Here is a 20,770-nt window from a genome sequence, read left to right on the forward strand (position 1 = left end):
TGCTCAACGGCGCCATGGCCCACCAGAATGTCCGTCGCATTCAACTCGCTCCCTAACGGCGCAGACAGAGACGACCTCGTTCAGCCACACGCTGGGAAAAACGAATTTTGCAGGTCCGACTGATTCCTGCCGGAGCTCGCGGACTCAGCGCTGATTCAAGACCATCAGCTGTCTGAACGCCGCGCCTGCAGGCTTGTGGGGCAATCTTTTTACACCGAGCACGCTCTTGAGCGCATGCATGTCCAGGTGGGCCTCGACCAGCAGGTGCTTGAGCTTGGCGTTCTCAGCCTCCAGCTCGCGCAGCCGTCGGGCCTCGGACACCTCCAGGCCGCCGAACTTGGCCCGCCACTTGTAGAACGTGGCATCCGAGAACCCGCCTTGCGGCAAATCTCCGCCACCGCCACCGCCATGCCGGCCTCAGCCTGCTAGAGAAACCCAATGATCTGTTCCTCGGTGAATTTGCTCTTTCTCATGTCCGCGATTCTCCTGAATTGCGGACCCCTGCTCGTATAGATTGGTACGGCTGGTGGGGAGCAGGACACTGGCTGTGGTCACTTCTCCTCTCTTCTAGCGTTCGCCTTCAGCGAAGCGACGGTCGGGCTTGGATGCAGGAAAAGCGGTATCGGTTTCGAGCGACTTCAACTCCAGGATCACGCGACGGCCGAAAAGAAGATAGTCGGCGCGGCGCTGACCATCGAACTTCGGGTCGCCAAGAAGGTCGTCCAGTGACTCGGCGCCTAGAAGCGTCGCCAGAAACCGAAGAGAGCGGCTTTCGAGGTCAGACGGCATGTCTTGTGAGGCCTAACGAGCTAAGCCGGACCCAGCAGACGGGCGCTTGGCCGGCGCGGCTGATGATGCCCCGCACGGCCGCGCCGGCCAAGTGCACGGCTGTTGGGGCTCGGCTTGAGTGAGGGGTTAGGCCCGCCTGCGCGCCGGTTCACTGGCATGCAAAAACTTGGTGTAAAGGTCTCGGGGCGGCGCGATAGAAATTGCCTTGAGCATCTGACCCACATTGCCTCGGTGATACGAGCCATGCGTTATGACGTGAACAAGAATTTCTTCCCTGGTCATTGTTCCAGCATCACCGTCTGTAAAGCGGAACGCGATGCTCTCACTCAGCTGACCACCGGTGACCGTGGATGCGTACCTTACAAACCAGGCGTCAGTCTGGGCCACAGAGAACTGAAGTTGACCAAGTTCCGGGGTTTCGTCCGTGTTCGTGGCCATGTAGCCATGTTGCTCTCCAAGCAAGTGAGCTTGGAAGATGCGGTCAACGACATAGATGTGGTTGAGGGTGCGAGTCGCCGTATGAACAGCGGCTGCGTGCTGCTCAGAGGTGACCGTGGCGAGCAGATTGAATAACTCGTTGTTGGACCAAGACTTCTGCGCGAAGAGTGACTGAAGTGTGTTCATAGTGTGGGGCGTTGGGGGCAGTGGGTTTGCGGGCCCAACTTGGATATATGGAGCCAGCAGTGACGCATAACTTAGCCCCCTGTCTCCATAACATGTCCGATGTGACAAGGCTGAAATCGGCTTGCAGCTTGGCTTTGTGTGGCATATGCCGTACAAAACAACAGTATTAAATAACAGGCAAAAATCTCACTCAGATTCTGAGCTGCATTTCTGGCTGGATTGCTCGGTAGCAACCCACATAGGGGCAGCTTTGTGCATTGGAGATGCACATGCGAGATCCGTCTATCGCACCAATGGGGGCAGCCAAGCGCAAGGCGCTTAGCCCCGAAGTTGTTTCAGCGACCCTGCCTTCGTTGAAGGCGCCGCGGCTGCTAGATCAACTTCGCGAGCGCATCCGATTCCTGCACTACAGCCGCAGCACCGAGGACGCCTACGTGTTCTGGGTGCGAGCCTTCATTCGACATTACGGGTTACGCCATCCTCGGGACCTTGATGGTGCTGCCGTTGAATCCTTCCTGACACCTGGTTGGCCAGCAAACGGCAAGTGGTACCGGCAACGCACAGGCAGGCCTTGCCAGCCCTGCTGTTCCTCTACGGCAAAGTGTTGGGTGTGCAACTACCCAGGATGCCTGAGATCGGCCGCCCGCGACCGCAGCGGCGCTTACCAGTGGCGATGTCGCGCGACGAGGTTGTCAACGTCCTGTCGAGCCTCGACGAATGCATACGCCTGGCCTGCATGACTTTATTCCCGAAATGCATAGATGCGGGTTCTCCGGAAGTTACGGCGTGGTTACATTGGGGTGACAATCGGCGGGTGCGCTCATCGATCGATGACGCATCTCTGTAACAGCCCGAACACCGTCCCGAGTCGGTCTTGCCTTGTCACTGCATCCGCGTTTGAGACCGGATGCTGCGTTGAGCGGCATTGGGTCAGGCCCGACTTGCAGCGTGAACCTTGTAGGTGAGCACTTGCTAACGAGCTTGACCCAATACTGATTTAACTTTGATTGGGAAAGCTATGAACCAGCCCGTGATGGAAGGCCTGCGCTTGAATGTGCCGGCCTATGTGAAACACCAGCAGTTGATCACCTGGGTGGCCGAGATTGCGGCACTCACGCAAGCGCGCGACGTGTACTGGTGTGACGGCAGCCAAGCCGAATATGACCGCCTGTGTGCGCAACTGGTGGCGGCCGGTACTTTCAAGAAACTCAACCCGGCCCTGCGCCCGAACAGCTTCTTGGCGTGCAGCGACCCCAGCGATGTGGCGCGTGTTGAAGACCGCACCTACATCTGCTCTGCCAAGAAGGAAGATGCCGGCCCGACCAACAACTGGATGGCGCCCGCCGACATGCGCGAGTTGCTGCAAACTGGCCAGAAGGACGGCACACCGGCCTTGTTCAAGGGCGCCATGAAGGGCCGCACGCTTTACGTCGTGCCTTTCAGCATGGGCCCCATTGGTTCGCCCATTGCCCACATCGGTGTGGAGTTGTCGGACAGCCCCTACGTGGCTGTGAACATGCGCACCATGACCCGCATGGGCAAGGCAGTGCTGGACGTGCTGGGCAGCGATGGCGTGTTTGTGCCTTGCGTGCACACTGTGGGCGCGCCGCTAGAAGCCGGCCAGACCGATGTGAAGTGGCCTTGCAACCAGACCAAGTACATCGTGCACTACCCCGAAACGCGCGAAATCTGGTCTTACGGCTCGGGCTATGGCGGCAACGCCTTGCTGGGCAAGAAGTGCTTCGCGCTGCGCATCGCCTCCACCATGGGGCGTGACCAGGGCTGGTTGGCAGAACACATGCTGATCCTGGGCGTGACCTCGCCCGAGCGCAAGAAGTACCACTTCGCCGCCGCCTTCCCCAGTGCCTGCGGCAAGACCAATTTCTCGATGCTGATCCCGCCGGCCGCGTTTGATGGCTGGAAGGTCACCACCATTGGTGACGACATCGCCTGGATCAAACCAGCTGCCGACGGCCGCCTGTACGCCATCAATCCTGAAGCGGGTTATTTTGGCGTGGCGCCGGGCACCAACACGCTGACCAATTTCAACTGCATGGCCAGCTTGAACAAAGACGTCATCTTCACCAACGTCGCGCTGACCGACGAAGGCGATGTGTGGTGGGAAGGCATGACCGACACGCCGCCCGCGCACCTGATCGATTGGCAAGGCAAAGATTGGACCCCCGCGATTGCCAAGGAAACGGGCGCCAAGGCGGCCCACCCGAATGCGCGCTTCACGGTGTCAGCCATCAACAACCCGGCGCTGGACGCCGAATGGGACAACCCGGCCGGCGTGCCGATTGATGCCTTTATCTTTGGCGGCCGCCGTTCCACTACGGTGCCGCTGGTGACCGAGGCCCGCAACTGGGTGGAAGGCGTGTACATGGCCGCCACCATGGGCTCCGAGACCACCGCCGCGGCGGCTGGCCAGCAGGGCGTGGTGCGCCGTGACCCCTTCGCCATGCTGCCCTTCATGGGCTACAACATGGCCGACTACTTCCAGCACTGGCTGGACATGGGCAAGAAGCTGGCGGCGCTGTGCGCCACCTCGGGCGCCAAGCTGCCGCAGATCTACTGCGTCAACTGGTTCCGCAAAGGTGCTGACGGCAAATTCGTGTGGCCAGGTTATGGCGAAAACATGCGGGTTTTGAAGTGGATGTTGGACCGGGTCGAAGGTTCTGGCCAGGGTGAAGAGCACGCCTTTGGTGTGACCCCGCGTTACCAGGACATCAACTGGACCGGCCTGAATTTCACGCAGGAGCAGTTCAACATCACCACCCACATCGACAAGGCCGCTTGGACCACCGAGATGAAGCTGCACGATGAATTGTTCCAGCAACTCGCCTACCACTTGCCGGCTGAATTGCCCGCAACCAAGGCCATGATCGAGACCCGTCTCGCGGCGGAGTAAGCGCATCGTTAGCCCATCTGAGCGGCCCTGAGTGGCCGTCCTTGTGGCCCTACTCGGTTCTGCAAGGTTTTACAAAGAGAAAAGGCCCGCTGAAATCATCAGCGGGCCTTTTCTTTTGAGAAGCCTTTTGGCCCTTTGAGTAACAGCACCGGGGGAATGACTGGCCGCCGGTGGGCATTGCCGATTGCGCTCAGCGGCGGCTGTAGGCAGCGCGCAGTTCAGCGGCAAATGAAGGCATGCTGCTCTCATATTCAGCGGCAAGTGCCAGGATCTCGCGCTCGGCGCGGGCATTCGCTGAGGCAGCCAGCCGGGCCTTGACCGTAGCGATCATGTGCAGCCAGACACGTGCACCGATGGAGGTGAACGAACCGCCATGGCGCACGTTTTGGCGCATATTGTGGCGAAGGGGCAGGCCGAAAGTTTGGGTTGCGACGCTCATGATGTCTTTCCTTGGGTCAGCAAGCGATGCTTCTGGTGGCTGTTTTGGACCTGCCGAGCGTCGTCTGCGGTGATGGTTTGTGAACCGATGGGCGGATTATGGGGTAAACCCTAGACATGCAACAAATGAATTGTTTTTATTTAACATATAAACAATATCAATATAACTGCGGCAGGCACGCATTGCCATGAACTTCCTGAATCTGGACTTGAACCTGCTGCGGGTCTTCGACGCCGTGATGGCCGAGCGCAATCTGACCCGGGCTGCGCAGCGCCTGGCGATGACGCAGCCCGCCGTAAGCCATGCGCTGAAGCGCCTGCGCGAAGCGCTGGGTGAAGAACTCTTTGTGCGGCAAGCCTTTGGCATGCGGCCCACGCAACGGGCCGAGAGCTTGTGGCCGGAGGTGCGTCATATCCTGCAGCGCTTGCAGTCCTTGCTGGCGCCGGGTGAGTTTGAGCCGCAGTTGGAAGAAGCCACCTTTCGCATCGCCATGGCCGATGCGACGGCGGCCCAATTGCTGCCGCCCCTGGTCGCGCAACTGGAGGAGGCCCGCGCCCTGGCCAATGTGCATGTGCTGCCCTTGACGACCCGGGACCCGCGTGCCCTGCTGGAGCAGGGGGAGGTTGACTTCGCGGTGGGCTACTTCCCAGGTGCAGTGGCGACTTTGCAGTCTTTGGGCCATCAGGCGCCGATCCGCCAGCAGCGCCTGTATGACAGCGAATATGTGTGCGTGATGCGGCGCGGCCATCCTCTGGCAGACCAAGCTCTGGATCTGGATGCTTACTGCGCCGCTCACCATTTGCTGGTGAGCTTTTCGGGGCGGCCCCACGGTTTTGTGGACGAGGCGCTCAACGCGGTGAATCGCCAGCGCCGGATCGTGCTGACGGTCAACCAATTCTTCACCGCCGGGCGCGTGGTCGCGCGCTCTGACCTCTTGACGGTGCTGCCGGCACGCTTCGTCGAGGCAACGGGTTATCAGTCACAGTTGCTGGAGCGGCCATTGCCGGTGCTGTTGTCCAAGGTGAACGTGGACATGCTGTGGCACTTGCGCAGTGAAAGCCGCAGCGCCCATCGCTGGATGCGGGCCTGTTTGACCGAGTCAGCGCGCCGTGCCCAATTGGCGAACGAAGCCCACCCCATCGGCGTTTGACGCCAGTTGAGGGTTTCATTTTGTGCGGAACTGCGGCGACAATCCGAGCATGAGTACCCTCGACCTGACCGAATCCGAGTTCGCTGAACTCGACGAACTTCTCGCCACGACACCGGCGCCCCTGCAAGCCCTGGATGCCTCCATGCTGGATGGTTACCTGTGCGGTGTGCTGGTGCAGCCGCGCTTGATTGAAATTGATGAGTGGCTGCCCAATATTTTCGACTACGACGGTGGCGTGCTGCCCGAAGAAGTCGACGCCACTTGGTTGGCACGCATCCGCGAATTGGCGGAGCGCCGCCATGGCGCACTCAACCGCGCCATGGTCGAAGACGGTTGGTTCGACCCCGTGGTGCTGGACCTTGAAGAGCCCGCCGAAGGTTCCGCTGAGGCCGCCCCTGCCGTCGAAGAAGAAGCACCCAGCGACCCGGACGAAGCCGCCGCTCGCGCCACCTATGACAGCATGAGCCTGATCTCGCGCACGCTGATGCCATGGGTGGCCGGCTTTCAACACGCCGCCCTGTGCTTCCCGGAACTCTCCGAGATGGATGACGACGCCGTGATGGCCGCGCTGGCCCGCCTGTACCGCCATCTGCCCGCCGAAACACCCGAAGAAAAAGAAGTGGTTGCTACACTGGACCGCGAGCATCCGCTCAAAGACCTGGACGACGCCATTGAAGAACTCGTGGTGACCGTGGCCGATTTGTGCGACCTGACCCAGACCCAGCGCTACCACGTGGAGACCCTGCGCCGCGAGGGCCCTAAGCTGGGCCGCAACGACCCCTGCCACTGCGGATCTGGGCGCAAATACAAGCAGTGCCACGGCGCCAACTGAGGGGCCGCAGCGCTTTCCTCTACTGAACAACCGCCCATGCGCTGAGCCAGCGCCGGGCGGTTTTTTCATGGGCTCAGCGCGAGGGCAGATCAATCCCCCAGTCGCTTCGGAACGTGGCCTGCTCACCCTTGCTGAAATAGCCCAGGGGATTGGCGACAACACGGCAGGCGAAATCGCGCCCGCTGGCGTCCTGGCCGCTCACTTCGTAGTCGTTGGCACAGTGCAGGTGGCCGTGCATCCAGACGTCCGCCAGGGGCAAAAGGTCGTCCATGGCATTGCAAAAGCCCGCGGTGCCCGGCGTCAGGCCATAGCGCGGATCGGCGCTGCGCAGGGTGGGCGCAAAGTGCGTCACCGCCACCGTGCAGCCCTCGAATGGCGTCTGCAAGGCGTGTCGCAGCCAGGCCTGGCTTTCCAGCGCCAGGGTGCGGATGCCTTCGGCCAGTACGGGGGCATCGCCGCGCCGGGTGCTGTTCTTGCGCAGATAAAAATTGGCCGCCCGGTAGGCTTTTTCACGCAGCTGCAATTGCTGGGTGAGGGTCGGCGCTGCGCTGGCAAAGGCGTCGAAATCGCTCCAGAGAATCGCGCCGACAAAGCGCACCGTGCCGATGGTGATGACCTCCCGGTCCAGCCATTCAATGGCGAGTTGGGTGCACAACTCGCGCAGCCGCGCGTAGGCGTCGGCGTACTCCAACCCGTCGAATTCGTGGTTGCCGGGCACGTAGAGCACGCGTGGCCACTGGGCGCCCGGGCGCCTTGGCGAAAACCGTTCGAGCCCGAAGTCGTCCGACGTCAAGCGCGAGCCGGCTTGGTAGGAGCCAATGTCGCCCGCCAGCACCAGCACCTCGGCACCCGCCGCCGCCTTGGGTTGAAAGTCGGGATACCGCTCAAGATGAAGGTCAGAAATTAGCTGGACACGCATGCGCTCAGTCTATCGTGGCGGTGGCTGATGCCCGGGGCTTGCGGGTGCGGGTGAGCTGCGCTATGGTCGCCCGCATTGATTGATCTGGGTCAAGCGCGCAAGTGAGTACGCTGGCACATTGAAACCTTTGTTCGGGGAGTTTCCTCATGAAAATTCTTGTCGCCGTAGATGGCAGCCCGTACACCAAACGCATGTTGGCTTATTTGGCCGCGCATGACGAATGGCTGGGCGAAGTCCACGAGTACACCGTGATTCACGTGGTGCCGTCGGTGCCACCGCGTGCGGCCGCCGTGTTGGACCGCGAGGTGTTGAAGAGTTACTACACCGACGAGAGCGAAAAAGTGCTCAAGACCCTGCGGGCATTTTTCAAGCGGCAGCACATTGCGGCCGAGTTTGTCAGCAAGTCGGGCTCCGCCGCCGAGGTGATTGTTGCGGCGGCCAACAAGGGCGATTTTGACCTGCTGATGCTGGGCTCGCACGGCCACAGCGCACTGGGCAACTTGGTACTGGGCTCGGTCACCACCAAAGTGATGGCGAACTGCAAAGTACCCGTGCTGGTGGTGCGTTAGGCGACCACTCGGCGCCCGTCAGGCGCCGAGTGACATCAACTGCTGCGCTTGGACAACCAAGCCAGCGGGGACTCCTGGTGCAGGCCGTTCGGGCTGATGCGCTGGGACTCCAGCACAGGCTCTGGCGTGTGGCTGCGGTAGTCGTTGCTGCCGTCCAAGCTGGCTTCCATGCCGAAGGCCGTGCCCATGTCGGCAGGGTCTTGTTCCAGCGAGGCGGCCGGGTTGCGGCGGAAAAAGCGCAGTGCAGGTGCGAATCGCATATCAAACCTCGCTTGTCTCTCAAGAGAGCCCTGGCTCCACTCACCAGGGGCTGGATTCACGAACCGCTTGTCGCGAGGCGGAGATTCTTTACAGAATTTCCGCACGGGCTTGCGTTTTTGTCTCTGTGTCTTGAGTGTGCGGTATCCCGACACATTTTTAATCCCCAAGATGCGGGTGAAATTGCACTTAGTTGGGGAAAAGTCACGCCTCGGCTTGGTGCAGCGCAGCACGTGCGCCCGTCGCCAAGGCTTGACCAATCTGGTCCAGCAAGGCCACCCGCGCTGGCGCTGCAGTTTGTTCAGACAGCAGCTTCCATTGGTGCCAGTACAAAGTGACGTCGACGCTCACATCGCTGCGCAACAGTTGCAACTCGCCGCTGGCAATCAGGGGCCGCAGTTGCAACTCCGGTGCAACGCCCACCCCCCAGCCCATGCTGACGGCGCGCACATACGCCTCGCTGGAGGGCACGTAGCGCTCAAGCAAGCGCGGGCTGCGCACCCCAAAGGCCTTGGTCACCCACAACGCCTGGCTGTCGTCCTTGCGATTGAAAACCAGGAAGGGCGTGCTCGCAAAGTTCGCCTCATTGAGCCCGCGGGGGAGGCGCTCCCGCACAAACGCCGGGCTGGCCACGGCCACATAACGCATCACTCCCAGGGCCTGCACTGCGCAACCCCGCAGGGCTTGGCGCACCGTGCTGACACAGCCCAGCACCTCGCCCTGGCGCAGCCAGTCGTGGGTGAAGTCCTGGTCGTCGACTACCAGCTCCAGCCCGAAGCCTTCTTTCAAACCGGCCTGCACCACGCGGTCCAGGGCCGGCAGCACCCAGGTGGCGAGGCTGTCGGCATTGACGGCGATGGCGATGCGCTCGTTCGGCGTGACCCGGCCGCCCAACTCACGCGCCATGTCGGTGCGCATGGCCTGCAGTTGTCGTGCATAGCGCAGCAAGACCTTGCCCGGTTCGGTCAAGCGCAGGGGGCGCGAGCGCACCACCAGCAGCTGCCCCACCTGCGACTCCAGGCTGCGCAGTCGTTGCGACACCGCGCTCTGGCTGATGGACAAGCGCTGCGCGGCCCGCTCGAAGCTGCGTTCATCGGCCAGTGCGGTCAGGCAATCCAGGCTGGCGTAGTCAAGGTCTTTCATAAGTACGGTTAATGTACTGGCAGAACTATTCATATTGCTTCTGAAAATTCCGGAAACTCCTGACAATCCGCGTCTTATGTTTGCCTCTCCCAGTGCCGTCGCTCTGAGCCAAGGCTGGCTCACTGGGGCCAGCCTGATCATGGCTATTGGCGCGCAGAACGCCTTGGTGTTGCGCCAAGGCTTGATGCGACACCATGTGTTGCCGGTGGTTGTGCTGTGCAGCCTGGCTGATGTCGTGCTGATCGTGCTGGGTGTGTTCGGTCTGGGGACCTTGATCGTCAGCCAGCCGGTGCTGATGCAGGTATTCCGCTGGAGTGGAGCGTTATTTCTGCTGACCTATGGCTTGCGTGCTGCGCAACGGGCCTGGGCTGGCTGCAGTGCCTTGCAGGCAGCGGGAGTGGCGCAGAGTTTGCAAGCGACGTTGACGAGCGCGGCCGCCATGACCTTTCTGAACCCGCATGTGTATCTGGACACCGTGGTGCTCCTGGGTACTGTGGGTGCGGCGCATTTTCAGGCGGGCGCGGACGGGCGCGCGGCGTTTGCCTTGGGGGCCAGCGTTGCGTCGGTGATGTGGTTTTCTTTCCTCGGCTTTGGGGCTGCGGCCGCAGCACCCGCCCTGCAAAGGGTTTGGGTGTGGCGCTTTATCGATGCGTTTGTGGCCGCACTGATGTGGTTTTTGGGTGTTCAATTGTTGTGGGCTCCACTGCGGGCCTGAAAAACGGGAGTCGGATTCAATGAAAGTAGTCGTACTCGGGGCCGGCATCATTGGCGTCAGCACCGCCTGGTACCTTCTTGAACAGGGCCACGAGGTGGTCGTGGTGGACCGGCAGCCGGATGCTGCGCTGGAAACCAGTTATGCCAACGGTGCCCAGATTTCGGTCAGTTTCTGTGAGCCTTGGGCCAACGCCGGTGCACCGCTGAAGGTGGCCAAGTGGTTGTTGCGTGATGACTCGCCTTTGCTGTTCCGCCCGACGTTGGACCCCCGGCAGTGGATCTGGGGCCTGAGCTTTCTCACCCAGTGCACCAACGCGGCATTCGAGCGCAATGTGGAGCAACTGGTGCAACTGGGCCGCTACAGCCATGCAGCGCTCAAGGATCTGGTGTCGCAGACCGGCATCGAGTACCAGCGCCTGGAGCGCGGCATCCTGCACTTTTTCTCCTCACAGGCGGATTTCGATTCGGGCGTAGCTGGCGCTGAAATCATGCGCCGCCACGGGGTTGATCGCCGGGTGTTGAATCGCGAAGAGGTGCTCAAGGTGGAGCCTGCGCTGGCCAGCTTTGGCAACAACATCTACGGCGGCACGTTCACGCCCAGCGATGAGTCGGGCGATGCCCGCGTCTTCACGCAAAAGCTGGCCCAGCGGTGCCAGCAGCGCGGTGCGCAGTTTTTGTGGGAGCACGATGTGCTGGCCTTGTCGCGCAGCGGCAGCGAGATTGATGAAGTGCAGATCGCGCACATCCGCTCAGGCGTGCGCCAGACGCTCAAGGCGGATGCTTTTGTGGCCGCGATGGGCTCCTACACGCCGGCCCTGGTGCGCCCGCTGGGCGAGTTTCTCAACATCTACCCGGCCAAGGGCTATTCAGCCACCCTGCGGCTGAAAAAGCCCGAAGCCGCCAGTGTGGTCAGCTTGCTGGACGACACCCGCAAGATCGCCATCTCGCGCCTGGGCGACAGCATCCGCATCGCCGGCACGGCGGAATTGATTGGTTTCGACACCGACCTCGACCGCGCCACCTCCAAGGTGCGCTGTGACGCGCTGGTGAACCGTTATGAAGCCTTGTTCCCCGGGGTTGCCGACCTCACCGAGCGCAATTACTGGACCGGCTTGCGGCCCAGCACGCCGACCAACATCCCCTACATCGGCCGCAGCCGCAAGGCGTCCAACCTGTGGCTCAACGCGGGTCACGGCACCTTGGGCTGGACGCACGGCGCGGGCTCGGGCCTGGCGTTGGCGGAGTTGATGGCAGGGCGCCGACCTGACATGAATTTCAACTGCTACGGCTGCTGAACCCCGGGCTATCTGGGTGCGGGGCGGGCCGCTACAATCCTCGCCCCACCTGACACCCGCCCCCATGAGTTCCAATATTCCCGCGCCAGCGTCTTCCAGTGCGCACCTGGCCAGCTTTTGCGCCATTGACTTCGGCACGTCCAACTCGGCCATTGCGATCCCGCGCAAGGACAGCAGCGATGCCCATCCCGGCATGGCCTTGGTGGAATTGGAGCCCGGTCATCTGACCATGCCGACGGCGGTGTTTTATTTCGCTGAAGGTCGCCATGACGCCGACGGCCCGCCGCGCGCCTTTGGCCGCGCCGCTGTGGCCGCCTATATCGAAGGCTCAGACGGCCGGTTGATGCGCTCGATGAAGAGCATTCTGGGCTCGGGCCTGATCGACCAGACCACCGATGTGGGCGGCGGCCGCGGCGTCAAATATGCCGATATTTTGGCGGGTTACCTCAAGCGCTTGCGCAACAAGGCGCTCGCCGCAGGGGCGGCCGCACCGCTCAACAAGGTGGTGCTGGGGCGCCCGGTTTTCTTCGTGGATGGCGAGCCCGCACGGGACGCCGCCGCACAACAGTCGCTGGAAGCGGCCGCGCATGCGGCAGGCTTTGAAGAGGTGCATTTCCAGTTTGAGCCGATTGCTGCGGCGTTTGACTTCGAGCATCAGTGCGACAGCGAGCAGATCGTGCTGGTGGCCGACATTGGCGGCGGCACCTCTGACTTTTCAGTGGTGCGGGTGGGGCCGCAGCGCATGTCGCGGCTTGATCGCCGGGATGACATCTTGGCCAACCACGGCGTGCACATCGCCGGGACCGACTTTGACCGTCACGTCGAACTGGCCAGCGTGCTGCGTGAATTCGGCTACGGCTCCTACGGGCCCGAGCGGCCGGGCGCGCCGGCGCGTGAGGTGCCCAGCGGCGTCTATTTCGATCTGGCCACCTGGCACCTGATCAACACGGTGTACAGCCCTGGGCGCGTGGCGGAGTTGCGCAATATGCGCAGCTTCTACGGCAATTTGCAGCACCACAAACGCCTGATGACGGTGGTTGAAGATCATCTGGGCCACGAGCTGGCCGCGCGGGCCGAAGGCGCCAAGATTGCGGTGTCCGGTGGTGGCGACACGGTCATTGACCTGAGCGTGGTCGAGACCGGCTTACAGATCGAGTTGACCGAGGCCGTGGCCGTGGCCGCTTTGGACGCCGACATTGGCCGCATCGTGCAAGCCGGGCGTGAGACGGTGGCCATGGCTGGGCTGCGGCCGGATCAGATCAACGCGCTGTATTTCACCGGCGGCTCCACCGGCCTGCGCCTGCTGGCGGAGCGCATTGCAGCCGACTATCCCCAGGCCATTCATGTGCGCGGCGACCGCTTTGCGTCGGTGGCCACGGGCTTGGGCTTGCACGCGGCGCGCTTGTTTGCGCGCTGAGGCCTCGCGGCTTCAGGTTCAGTAACGCCCGCGCTGCGGTGGGCCGCGCCGGGCTGGCGGGCGCTGGGGCGCGGCCGCCTGATGTTGCGGGCGGCTGGTGTCGGCCAGCATCAGGCAGGCGCTGACCAAGCTTTCAACCGCTTCGCTCACGTCGGACGGGGGCTCCAGGGTCTCGATTTCTTCCAGCAAATCGTCGGCATCTTCAAGATCGTCGGGGTCGAGGTGCATGAAGAGTGCGGCCAGCGGCTCCAGCAATTCCGACGGGTCGCCACGCAATAGATCGGGGAAGACATCCGTCGCCAAGGCGAAACCCGCCACCCAGGGGAACAGCACCTCAGAGGGCTCAGCCTCGTCTTCGAGCTCGAACACCCAGGGGTCGAACCACTGGCGGTCGACGATGGCCTGGTTGAGCTCCTGGTAGCGCCGCTTCACCAGATTCATCAGGGTGTGGCTGTCAAAGCCCGCGGGTGCGGGTCGGCCCTCGCTGTCGAGCACGTAGCGGCTCCACTGAAAGGCGGGTACCGCCTTGGGTTGCAGCAGCACACCGACCAAGTAACCATCCAGCATGCTGACATCCAGCGGCTCCAGCGGGGCGGGCACGCTATCGAGCAAAGCTTCAAGCTGCGCCATCTCGGTGTCGTTGAGCGGGCGCAGCCGAGGCTTCTCGATCGGTGCGGCGGCAGGGGGCGAGGCGCTCTGGCCCGGCCTCGGGCGTGGCGTTGCAGGCCCGCGCGATGGCCCCCCTGTTGGCGCACGGGAGGGCCCACCAGAGGCCCCTCGCGACGGCGTGCCAGAAGGCGTGCCCGGACGGGCGAATGGCGGGCGGGTGGATTTCTTGGGGGGCGTGCTCATGCGTGTATTGTCCCGCTGATTTGTCCGGTGGGCTTGGGGCACGGGGATTCAGGGCGGGTAAAACATGGTTTCAAAAGCCCGCCTTCAAGCCCTGGCGCAGATGGTCGATCAGCAGTTTCACCGGTCGTGGGGTTTGACTGCTCCAGGGGTGAATTGCGTAGATCGCATCGCCGAAAAATCCGGCCGGGCGCCAGTCAGGCATCAGCGCCACCAGATCGCCAGTGCCCAAGGCGTGGGCGGCGGTGAAATCGGGCAGCAGCGTCAGGCCCAGCCCGGACAGCGCGGCGTCGCGCAGGATCTCGCTGTTGCCGGCGCGCAAGGGGCCCTGCACCGGGCAGCGCTGGCGCTGGGTTTGCGTGCCCTCGGTGCGCTCGAACAGCCACACGGCCGGCCCGGGCCGCAGATAGGCCAGGCAGGCATGCGCGCCCAGGGCTTGCGGATGCGCAGGGGCGCCGTGGGCTTGCACATAGGCCGGGCTGGCCACCAGCACGGTGCGGGTGTCGCAGAGCTTGAAGGCAACGTGGCTGTCCGGCGGGGCGCTGGTGTGGCGGATGGCCAGGTCAAAGCCTTCTTGCGTCAGCGGCACCAGCCGATCGGACAAATCCAGCTCCACCCGGATTTCCGGGTAACGCTGGAAGAAGCGGTTCAGCAAGGGCGCCACGTGCTGGCGGCCCAGCGCCACTGGCGCGGTGAGGCGGACCAACCCGCGCGCCTGACCCACCGCGTCGCGGACGGCGCCCAGGCTTTGGGTGATGTGGGCGAAGCTGGCCCCCGTTTCTTCCACCAGCCTTTGCCCGGCCTCGCTGAGCCGCACCGAGCGGGTGGTGCGTGCCACCAGGGTCTGGCCCATGGCGCGCTCCAGATCGGCAATACGCTGGCTGACGGCCGCCTTGGACAAGCCCAGGCGCTGCGCGGTCTTGGTGAAGCTGCCCAGCTGCGCAATGACTGTGAGGGTATGGAGCTGGCCCCACAGCACCTCATGGCGGAACTCCGCCGGTTTGCTGCTGTCGATGGGAGTGTTGGGATGAGGCATGATTGTTCGCATTATCGAACAATCAAATCGGTGAAATCGGATTGGCAGACGCCCCCTTCCTGCCTAGACTAAAGGCCAGTTCTAGGAGACACCGACATGACCGCTTCGACACTCGCCCCTGTTCCCGCCTACGCCAGCACCGCCGACCTGACGCATTACATCGGCGGCAAGCTGCAAGCCGCCACCTCTGGCCGCAGCCAGGCGGTGTTCAATCCCACCACCGGCGCCGTGGCGCGTCAGGTGCAACTGGCCAGCCTGGACGATGTCAACGCTGCCGTGGCGTCGGCTCAAGCCGCGTTTCCGGCTTGGGCAGATGCGCCGCCGCTGCGCCGTGCCCGCGTGATGTTCAAGTTTCTGGAACTGTTGAATCAGCACAAGGAGACGCTGGCTGCCATGATTACTGCCGAGCATGGCAAAGTCTTTACGGACGCGCTGGGCGAAGTGGCGCGCGGCATCGATATCGTTGAATTCGCTTGCGGCGCCCCGCAGTTGCTCAAGGGCGATTTCACCGACCAGGTTTCCACCGGCATGGACAACTGGACCTTGCGCCAGCCCCTGGGCGTGGTGGCGGGCGTGACGCCTTTCAACTTCCCCTTCATGGTGCCGATGTGGATGGCACCCATGGCTCTGGCCACCGGCAATTGCTTCATCCTCAAGCCCAGCGAGCGCGACCCTTCGCCCAGCCTTTTCGTGGCCGAACTGCTCAAGCAAGCGGGCTTGCCGGACGGCGTGTTCAACGTGGTGCAAGGCGACAAGCTGGCGGTTGATGGCTTGCTGAACCATCCGGACGTGAAGGCGCTGAGCTTTGTGGGCTCCACGCCGATTGCGCAGTACATCTACGAAACCGGCGCCAAGAACGGCAAGCGCGTGCAGGCACTGGGCGGCGCCAAGAACCATATGGTGGTGATGCCTGACGCCGACATCGAGCAGACCGTGGACGCCCTGATCGGCGCTGCGTATGGCTCGGCGGGAGAGCGCTGCATGGCCATTTCGGTGGCGGTGATGGTGGGCGACGTGGCGGACAAGATCATCCCCAAGTTGGCCGAGCGCGCGCGCGCCTTGAAGATCAAGAACGGCATGGCGCTGGACGCCGAGATGGGCCCCATCGTCACCCGCGAGGCGCGTGACCGCATCGAGAACTACATTGGTATCGGTGTGGAAGAGGGCGCCACTCTGGTGGTGGATGGCCGCGGCCACAAGGTCGCGGGTCATGAGGATGGCTTCTTCACCGGCGGCACCTTGTTCGACCACGTCACGCCCGAAATGCGCATCTACAAGGAAGAAATCTTCGGCCCTGTGCTGGCCTGCGTGCGTGTGAATGATTTTGCCCAAGCGGTGGATCTGGTCAACGCGCATGAGTTTGGTAATGGCGTGGCCTGCTACACCAGCGACGGCAATGTGGCGCGCGAATTCGCCCGCCGCATCCAGGTCGGCATGGTGGGCATCAATGTGCCCATCCCGGTGCCGATGGCGTGGCATGGTTTTGGCGGCTGGAAGAAGAGCTTGTTCGGCGATATGCACGCCTATGGCGAAGAGGGCGTGCGCTTCTACACCAAGCAAAAGAGCGTGATGCAGCGCTGGCCCGCCAGTGTGGCCAAAGGTGCTGAGTTTGTGATGCCGCAAAGCCGCTGATTCTCGAAGTTATTGCTGATGGCAAGGCAGCAAGCCCGCTGTCTTCGGCTACGCTAGCGGCTTCATCAAGTTTTTGGCCACTATGCAAGACGTTCAGGGCAGCGAAGCAACGGGCGAGCAGATCCAGCAGTGGTTGGCGCAAGCCCAGGCGCAGCAGCAGTGCAATGCCGAGCAGGGGCTGGCCGCGGCGAACAAGGCCTGGAAGAGCGCACAGGCGCTTGGTTTTCTGGAGGAGCATCTGGCGGCCGGCGCGCTGCGGGTGTTCTATTTTTACCGTTTGGGCGATATGCCGGCCGTGCTGGTGGCCAGCCAGGCCTTGTTGCCGCAGTTGCGCCAGCAAGGCAGCACACCGCGGCTGTGCGAATTGCTTCGCCGGGCGGCATTTGGTGCCGCCGAAGTGGGCGAATTCGAGCTGGCGCTCGCCTTTGTGAATGAAAGTCTCGCCGTCGCCCGCGAGTTGGGCGACAAGCGATTGATCGCGGTGTCCTTGAACGCGGTGGGCGCTTGCCTGGAGCGCATGGGCGACCCGTGGCAGGCTGAGCGCTTGATGAATGAAGCGAGTGCCTTGCTGGGCGATGACGCCAGCGATTACGAGCGCATGGTGTCGAATAGCAACCTGGCCATTGTGGCGTTGGGCCTGTTCAACCTGCTGCACCACAGCACAAAGCCGGAACATCAGCGCGAGTGTTCAGAAGCCCTGGACCGTGCCTATCAACATGCGTTGGCGGTGCGCGCACCGGCGCTGGCCCTGGGCGACAAGTTCTTGCTGGCCTTGGGTGATGCCAATCGCGGCGAGGCGTTGATGCGCATGGATCGTTGCATCGAGGCGGACGAGTTGCTGCAAGTGACGCTGCAACTGGCCGATGCGCAAGGCTTTCTTGCCCTGGGTTGGCGGCTGCGTTGCAACCTGGCAGAAATGAAGCTCGCGCAGGGGCAGGCTGAGGAGGCTGCGGCCGATCTTGATGCCACGCTGGCAGCATCCGCAGGGCGCATCAAAGCCCATATCGCCATGCAACTTCATCATGCAGCGTATCGGGCGCACAAGACCTTGGGCCATGCGCAGACGGCGCTCGGGCACCTGGAGCAGTATCAAGGCCTGGCGCAGGAACGTAACGCCGCGCAGATGCGGGCACAGGCCCGCTTCTTTGTTAGCAGGGTCGAGGCAGTGCGGGCGCTGGACGGTGTGGCGGAGGACCTGGATGCCACTGAGCGGGATACCGCCGAGTTGGACGCTGCCTTGTCGGCGCACCCGCACGGGCAGTTGTTCGACCCGTTGACGGGCCTGGGCAATCAACGCTTGATGGCCGTGCGCATGCCCGCCATGCTGCGCCGCGCAGAGCGTACCGGGGCGGCGTTAACCGTTGCGCTCGTGGATGTGGACCATTTCAAGCTGCTCAACGACCGGTATGGGCGGGCGGTGGCGGACCGCATTCTGCAAGTCCTGGCGCAAATGCTACGCGACAACACCCGTGGCAGCGATTTGCTGGTGCGTTGGGGCGGGGAGGAATTCTTGGTGGTGTTGCCCGACACCGTGGCGGACCGCGCGTTCGAGGTGTGCGAGCGCCTGCGTGAGACGGTGGAGGCCTACCCCTGGTCGCAGTTTGGTGCGGCGCTGGACGTGACTCTGAGCATTGGCCTGGCCAACGCGCCCCCCTATGTCAGTGATTTGTTGGTGACACGGGCGGAGAGCGCCATGTTCCGCGCCAAACACCTCGGGCGCAATCGGGTCGCCTTGGCTTGATGCGCAGGGTGGACGCGAGCCTGTTCAGGACTCGCGGGCTTGGACGACGTTGCGGCCCTGTGATTTGGCCTTGAACAGGCCTTGGTCGGCACGGATCAGCACGCTTTCTTCGCTCGTGTCGCTGGGCAGGGCTTCGGCCACACCGAAGCTGGCAGTCAAGGGCCATGGGCGCCCTTGCCAGATGAACTCAGCGTTTTCGAGGGTGTAGCGCATGCGCTCGGCGACCAGCGTGGCTCCGGCCAGATCTGTGAGGGGCAAGACCACACAAAACTCTTCGCCGCCGCAGCGGCCCAGGTGGTCGACATCGCGCACAGAGTCGCCCAGTATTTCCACCAGGCGTTTGAGTGCGGCGTCGCCGGCAGCATGGCCCAGGGTGTCGTTCAGGTGCTTGAAGTTGTCCATGTCTATCATCAACACGGCATAGGGTTTGCCGCGTCGCAAGCGGGTGTGTTCGATGCGGATGGCCTCTTGCAACGCGCGGCGGTTCAAAGCCTGTGTGAGCGGGTCAAGGCGCGTCAGCCGCTGGATATGCAGGATCAACTGCAGCAGCACCAGCAGGGCAATCGTGCCGTTGAGCAGCAGATTCATCAGCAAGCCGAGCCACAGAAACAGCACATTGCTGCGCTGGGTGTCGAGCAGATTGGCGGGCCCCTCTGCGTTGATGACGATTTGAACCAGGCGATAGCTCAGGAGCAAACACACCATAAACAGCGGACCAGACAACAGGGCTGCCATGCCTCGCTTGACCTCTGTGCGCAGTTCACGCCAAGCGTCCACGGCCGCAAGCAGGGTCAAGGTGGCCAATGCAGCAAACACCACTACGGCGTGCCAATGCATCCCCCCTCCGGCGTAGGGTCGCGAGGCCAGCAGTGCACTTGCGCCGGCGCTAATTACGGCCCCGCTGCGCCAGGCCAGGCGCTTGTTGGCGAGTACCGGGATGGTGGCCCGCAGCACGGCCATCGCGCAGATGGAAAAGACGTCCGAGCCCCATTCGCTAAGCAGGTCTGGCACCACGCCGCGAAGTGCCAGCGTGAGTAACGATGCGGCCATCAGGATGTTGACCGTTGCCATGCACAGTGAGACCTTGGTGGGCACGACCTTGGAGTGGGCCATCGCGCCCCAGGAAAAGCAGGCCACGCTGAAGATCAACACCATGGCGGTGAGCAAGGTGGCGGGGTCGCCGTGTGCCAGAAAGCTGGACATCAATGCCCTCCCGCCGAGGGCTGTTGCGCGTGGAACCCGGAGGGGGCAGAAGGGGGGATTCCATCGCTCACGCGCTCGTTCTCGCTGGGCTGAACGTAGACACGATTGCGGCCATCTGTCTTGGCGCGGTAGAGCAGCGCATCGGCCTGCGCCAGGCTGCGTTCGCCCAAGGGGTCGTCGCGCAGGCAAGGGGCCACCCCGAAGCTCGCGGTCATGACCAAGGATTGGCCTCGCCATTGCACGGGTGAGGCACGCAGGGCCTGTGCCACGCGCTCCGCCACGCGCAGCCCCTCACGCAGGGGCGTGTGGGCGAGCAGCAGGCAGAACTCTTCGCCGCCCAGCCGCGCCAGTTGGTCCAGGGCGCGCATGTTTGCGTTCAGGATCGTGGTGAGATGCTGCAATGCAGCATCTCCGCCCGCATGCCCCAAGGTTTCGTTGACCTGCTTGAAATGATCGACGTCGAGCATGATCAGGCAGTGGTTGTGGCCTCGCTCGGTCAGGGCTTGCAGGTTTTGCAATGCCACCTCGAACGCGCGCCGGTTGAGCGCACCGGTGAGCGGGTCGCGCAGACTGATGTACTTGATGCGCTTGACGAGACGCCCCACCAGCAGGCCTGCCAGCCCCACGCCGATGCACAGCGAGATGAGCAGATACAGCCAAACTACCGAGGCTTTGGGGGTTTGTCCGCCGATGATCCAGCGTGGTGGTGCGGGCCAGATGATCACGGCCAGGGCTTCGCTCAGTAGCAGCAAGGTCAGCAAGGCATAAGGCAGAACCAGGAACAGCGTGACTGGGCGCGGCAGGTCGGCGTCCCGTCCCGTCCAGATATCCCGGGTGGTTTGCAATGCCAACAGACCGCAACCGAGCGAATGGGCGAATAAGCCGGCTTCGGGGCTGCCCGCAACATTCAACACCAGGCTGGCAAGACTGGTCAGGCCGGTGACACCGATCAGCCAGCGGGCCTTGGAATACAGCCGCATCAGGCGATTGACGCCCAGGCTGATCAGGCACAGGCCGAATAACAAAGGCTGGATTGCAATCCAGGTGCCGAAAGCTTCAGGCCACAGCGCACCGCAGGATGGGCAGTAAAAGCTCGGTACCAAGATCAGATGGGCAGCCGCCAGCAACAGGCTGGTTTGTGGGGCAATTTGAAACACCCGCCCTAACAAGACCCAGACAAGCACCATGAAGCCGTTGAATACGGCAATCACCAGCATCAAGGTCTCGGCGTCGAAGGTCGGCATGGGCT

General features: G+C 62.8%; 20 protein-coding genes and 1 pseudogene. 10 read left to right on the top strand and 11 right to left on the bottom strand.

Annotation, left to right across the window (positions count from 1 at the left end; translation table 11 throughout):
- Positions 1-201 precede the first annotated feature (201 nt).
- The 3 genes and pseudogenes from PRZ01_RS06300 to PRZ01_RS06310 form a co-directional block, all read right to left on the bottom strand.
- Positions 202-410: pseudogene (locus PRZ01_RS06300) on the bottom strand (transposase); the annotation flags it as partial.
- A gap of 157 nt (positions 411-567) precedes the next feature.
- A complete protein-coding gene (locus PRZ01_RS06305) occupies positions 568-789 on the bottom strand; it encodes a hypothetical protein (RefSeq protein WP_273595923.1) in 222 nt (73 codons plus the stop codon).
- Positions 790-915: 126 nt separating this feature from the next.
- Entirely contained in the window at positions 916-1,413 is a 498-nt protein-coding gene (locus PRZ01_RS06310; RefSeq protein ID WP_273595924.1) for a DinB family protein, read from the bottom strand.
- A 293-nt stretch (positions 1,414-1,706) separates the two neighbouring features.
- Between PRZ01_RS06310 and PRZ01_RS06315 the strand changes: the two genes are divergently transcribed.
- Both PRZ01_RS06315 and PRZ01_RS06320 read left to right on the top strand, forming a co-directional pair.
- Positions 1,707-2,153: a phage integrase N-terminal SAM-like domain-containing protein gene (locus tag PRZ01_RS06315; RefSeq protein WP_409993819.1), complete on the top strand. Its 447-nt coding sequence runs from the start codon at positions 1,707-1,709 to the stop codon at positions 2,151-2,153.
- Between the two features lie 278 nt (positions 2,154-2,431).
- A complete protein-coding gene (locus PRZ01_RS06320) occupies positions 2,432-4,324 on the top strand; it encodes a phosphoenolpyruvate carboxykinase (GTP) (protein ID WP_273595925.1) in 1,893 nt (630 codons plus the stop codon).
- A gap of 190 nt (positions 4,325-4,514) precedes the next feature.
- Here PRZ01_RS06320 and PRZ01_RS06325 read toward each other — a convergent pair whose 3' ends face one another.
- Positions 4,515-4,763 carry a hypothetical protein gene (locus PRZ01_RS06325; protein WP_273595926.1) on the bottom strand — a complete coding sequence of 83 codons (249 nt, stop codon included), beginning with the start codon at positions 4,761-4,763 and terminating at the stop codon, positions 4,515-4,517.
- Positions 4,764-4,950: 187 nt separating this feature from the next.
- Between PRZ01_RS06325 and PRZ01_RS06330 the strand changes: the two genes are divergently transcribed.
- Both PRZ01_RS06330 and PRZ01_RS06335 read left to right on the top strand, forming a co-directional pair.
- Positions 4,951-5,913 carry a LysR family transcriptional regulator gene (locus PRZ01_RS06330; protein ID WP_273595927.1) on the top strand — a complete coding sequence of 321 codons (963 nt, stop codon included), beginning with the start codon at positions 4,951-4,953 and terminating at the stop codon, positions 5,911-5,913.
- Positions 5,914-5,962: 49 nt separating this feature from the next.
- Entirely contained in the window at positions 5,963-6,745 is a 783-nt protein-coding gene (locus PRZ01_RS06335) for a UPF0149 family protein (protein WP_273595928.1), read from the top strand.
- A 73-nt stretch (positions 6,746-6,818) separates the two neighbouring features.
- Here PRZ01_RS06335 and PRZ01_RS06340 read toward each other — a convergent pair whose 3' ends face one another.
- Positions 6,819-7,664, bottom strand: a complete 846-nt coding sequence (locus PRZ01_RS06340) for a metallophosphoesterase (protein ID WP_273595929.1) — start codon at positions 7,662-7,664, stop codon at positions 6,819-6,821.
- Between the two features lie 146 nt (positions 7,665-7,810).
- On the opposite strand from PRZ01_RS06340, the gene PRZ01_RS06345 reads away from it, so the two are divergent.
- The gene (locus tag PRZ01_RS06345) at positions 7,811-8,233 is read left to right on the top strand and encodes a universal stress protein (protein ID WP_273595930.1); all 423 of its coding nucleotides are present in this window, start codon (positions 7,811-7,813) and stop codon (positions 8,231-8,233) included.
- Between the two features lie 35 nt (positions 8,234-8,268).
- Here PRZ01_RS06345 and PRZ01_RS06350 read toward each other — a convergent pair whose 3' ends face one another.
- A complete protein-coding gene (locus tag PRZ01_RS06350) occupies positions 8,269-8,493 on the bottom strand; it encodes a hypothetical protein (protein ID WP_273595931.1) in 225 nt (74 codons plus the stop codon).
- Positions 8,494-8,695: 202 nt separating this feature from the next.
- Positions 8,696-9,634: a LysR family transcriptional regulator ArgP gene (locus PRZ01_RS06355; protein WP_273595932.1), complete on the bottom strand. Its 939-nt coding sequence runs from the start codon at positions 9,632-9,634 to the stop codon at positions 8,696-8,698.
- A gap of 76 nt (positions 9,635-9,710) precedes the next feature.
- On the opposite strand from PRZ01_RS06355, the gene PRZ01_RS06360 reads away from it, so the two are divergent.
- The 3 genes from PRZ01_RS06360 to PRZ01_RS06370 all read left to right on the top strand — a co-directional run bounded on the left by PRZ01_RS06360 (position 9,711) and on the right by PRZ01_RS06370 (position 13,060).
- Positions 9,711-10,349: a LysE/ArgO family amino acid transporter gene (locus PRZ01_RS06360; protein ID WP_273595933.1), complete on the top strand. Its 639-nt coding sequence runs from the start codon at positions 9,711-9,713 to the stop codon at positions 10,347-10,349.
- Between the two features lie 19 nt (positions 10,350-10,368).
- Positions 10,369-11,643, top strand: coding sequence for a D-amino acid dehydrogenase (locus tag PRZ01_RS06365; protein ID WP_273595934.1), 1,275 nt, complete (start codon positions 10,369-10,371; stop codon positions 11,641-11,643).
- Between the two features lie 64 nt (positions 11,644-11,707).
- A complete protein-coding gene (locus tag PRZ01_RS06370) occupies positions 11,708-13,060 on the top strand; it encodes an Hsp70 family protein (protein WP_273595935.1) in 1,353 nt (450 codons plus the stop codon).
- 18 nt (positions 13,061-13,078) lie between these two features.
- On the opposite strand, the gene PRZ01_RS06375 is transcribed toward PRZ01_RS06370, so the two are convergent.
- Positions 13,079-13,912: a YecA/YgfB family protein gene (locus PRZ01_RS06375; RefSeq protein WP_273595936.1), complete on the bottom strand. Its 834-nt coding sequence runs from the start codon at positions 13,910-13,912 to the stop codon at positions 13,079-13,081.
- Positions 13,913-13,982: 70 nt separating this feature from the next.
- A complete protein-coding gene (locus PRZ01_RS06380) occupies positions 13,983-14,945 on the bottom strand; it encodes a LysR family transcriptional regulator (protein WP_273595937.1) in 963 nt (320 codons plus the stop codon).
- Between the two features lie 96 nt (positions 14,946-15,041).
- Between PRZ01_RS06380 and PRZ01_RS06385 the strand changes: the two genes are divergently transcribed.
- Positions 15,042-16,577 carry a CoA-acylating methylmalonate-semialdehyde dehydrogenase gene (locus PRZ01_RS06385; protein ID WP_273595938.1) on the top strand — a complete coding sequence of 512 codons (1,536 nt, stop codon included), beginning with the start codon at positions 15,042-15,044 and terminating at the stop codon, positions 16,575-16,577.
- Positions 16,578-16,659: 82 nt separating this feature from the next.
- Positions 16,660-18,318, top strand: coding sequence for a tetratricopeptide repeat-containing diguanylate cyclase (locus tag PRZ01_RS06390; protein ID WP_273595939.1), 1,659 nt, complete (start codon positions 16,660-16,662; stop codon positions 18,316-18,318).
- Between the two features lie 24 nt (positions 18,319-18,342).
- Here the strand turns inward: PRZ01_RS06390 and PRZ01_RS06395 are convergent, their stop codons facing one another.
- Both PRZ01_RS06395 and PRZ01_RS06400 read right to left on the bottom strand, forming a co-directional pair.
- Positions 18,343-19,521, bottom strand: a complete 1,179-nt coding sequence (locus PRZ01_RS06395) for a GGDEF domain-containing protein (protein ID WP_273595940.1) — start codon at positions 19,519-19,521, stop codon at positions 18,343-18,345.
- Positions 19,521-20,765, bottom strand: coding sequence for a GGDEF domain-containing protein (locus PRZ01_RS06400; RefSeq protein ID WP_273595941.1), 1,245 nt, complete (start codon positions 20,763-20,765; stop codon positions 19,521-19,523). The genes PRZ01_RS06395 and PRZ01_RS06400 overlap by 1 nt, the downstream gene beginning before the upstream one ends.
- Positions 20,766-20,770: the final 5 nt, after the last annotated feature.

It is taken from the genome of Roseateles koreensis, assembly GCF_028595305.1.
GTDB lineage: Bacteria > Pseudomonadota > Gammaproteobacteria > Burkholderiales > Burkholderiaceae_C > Paucibacter_A > Paucibacter_A koreensis.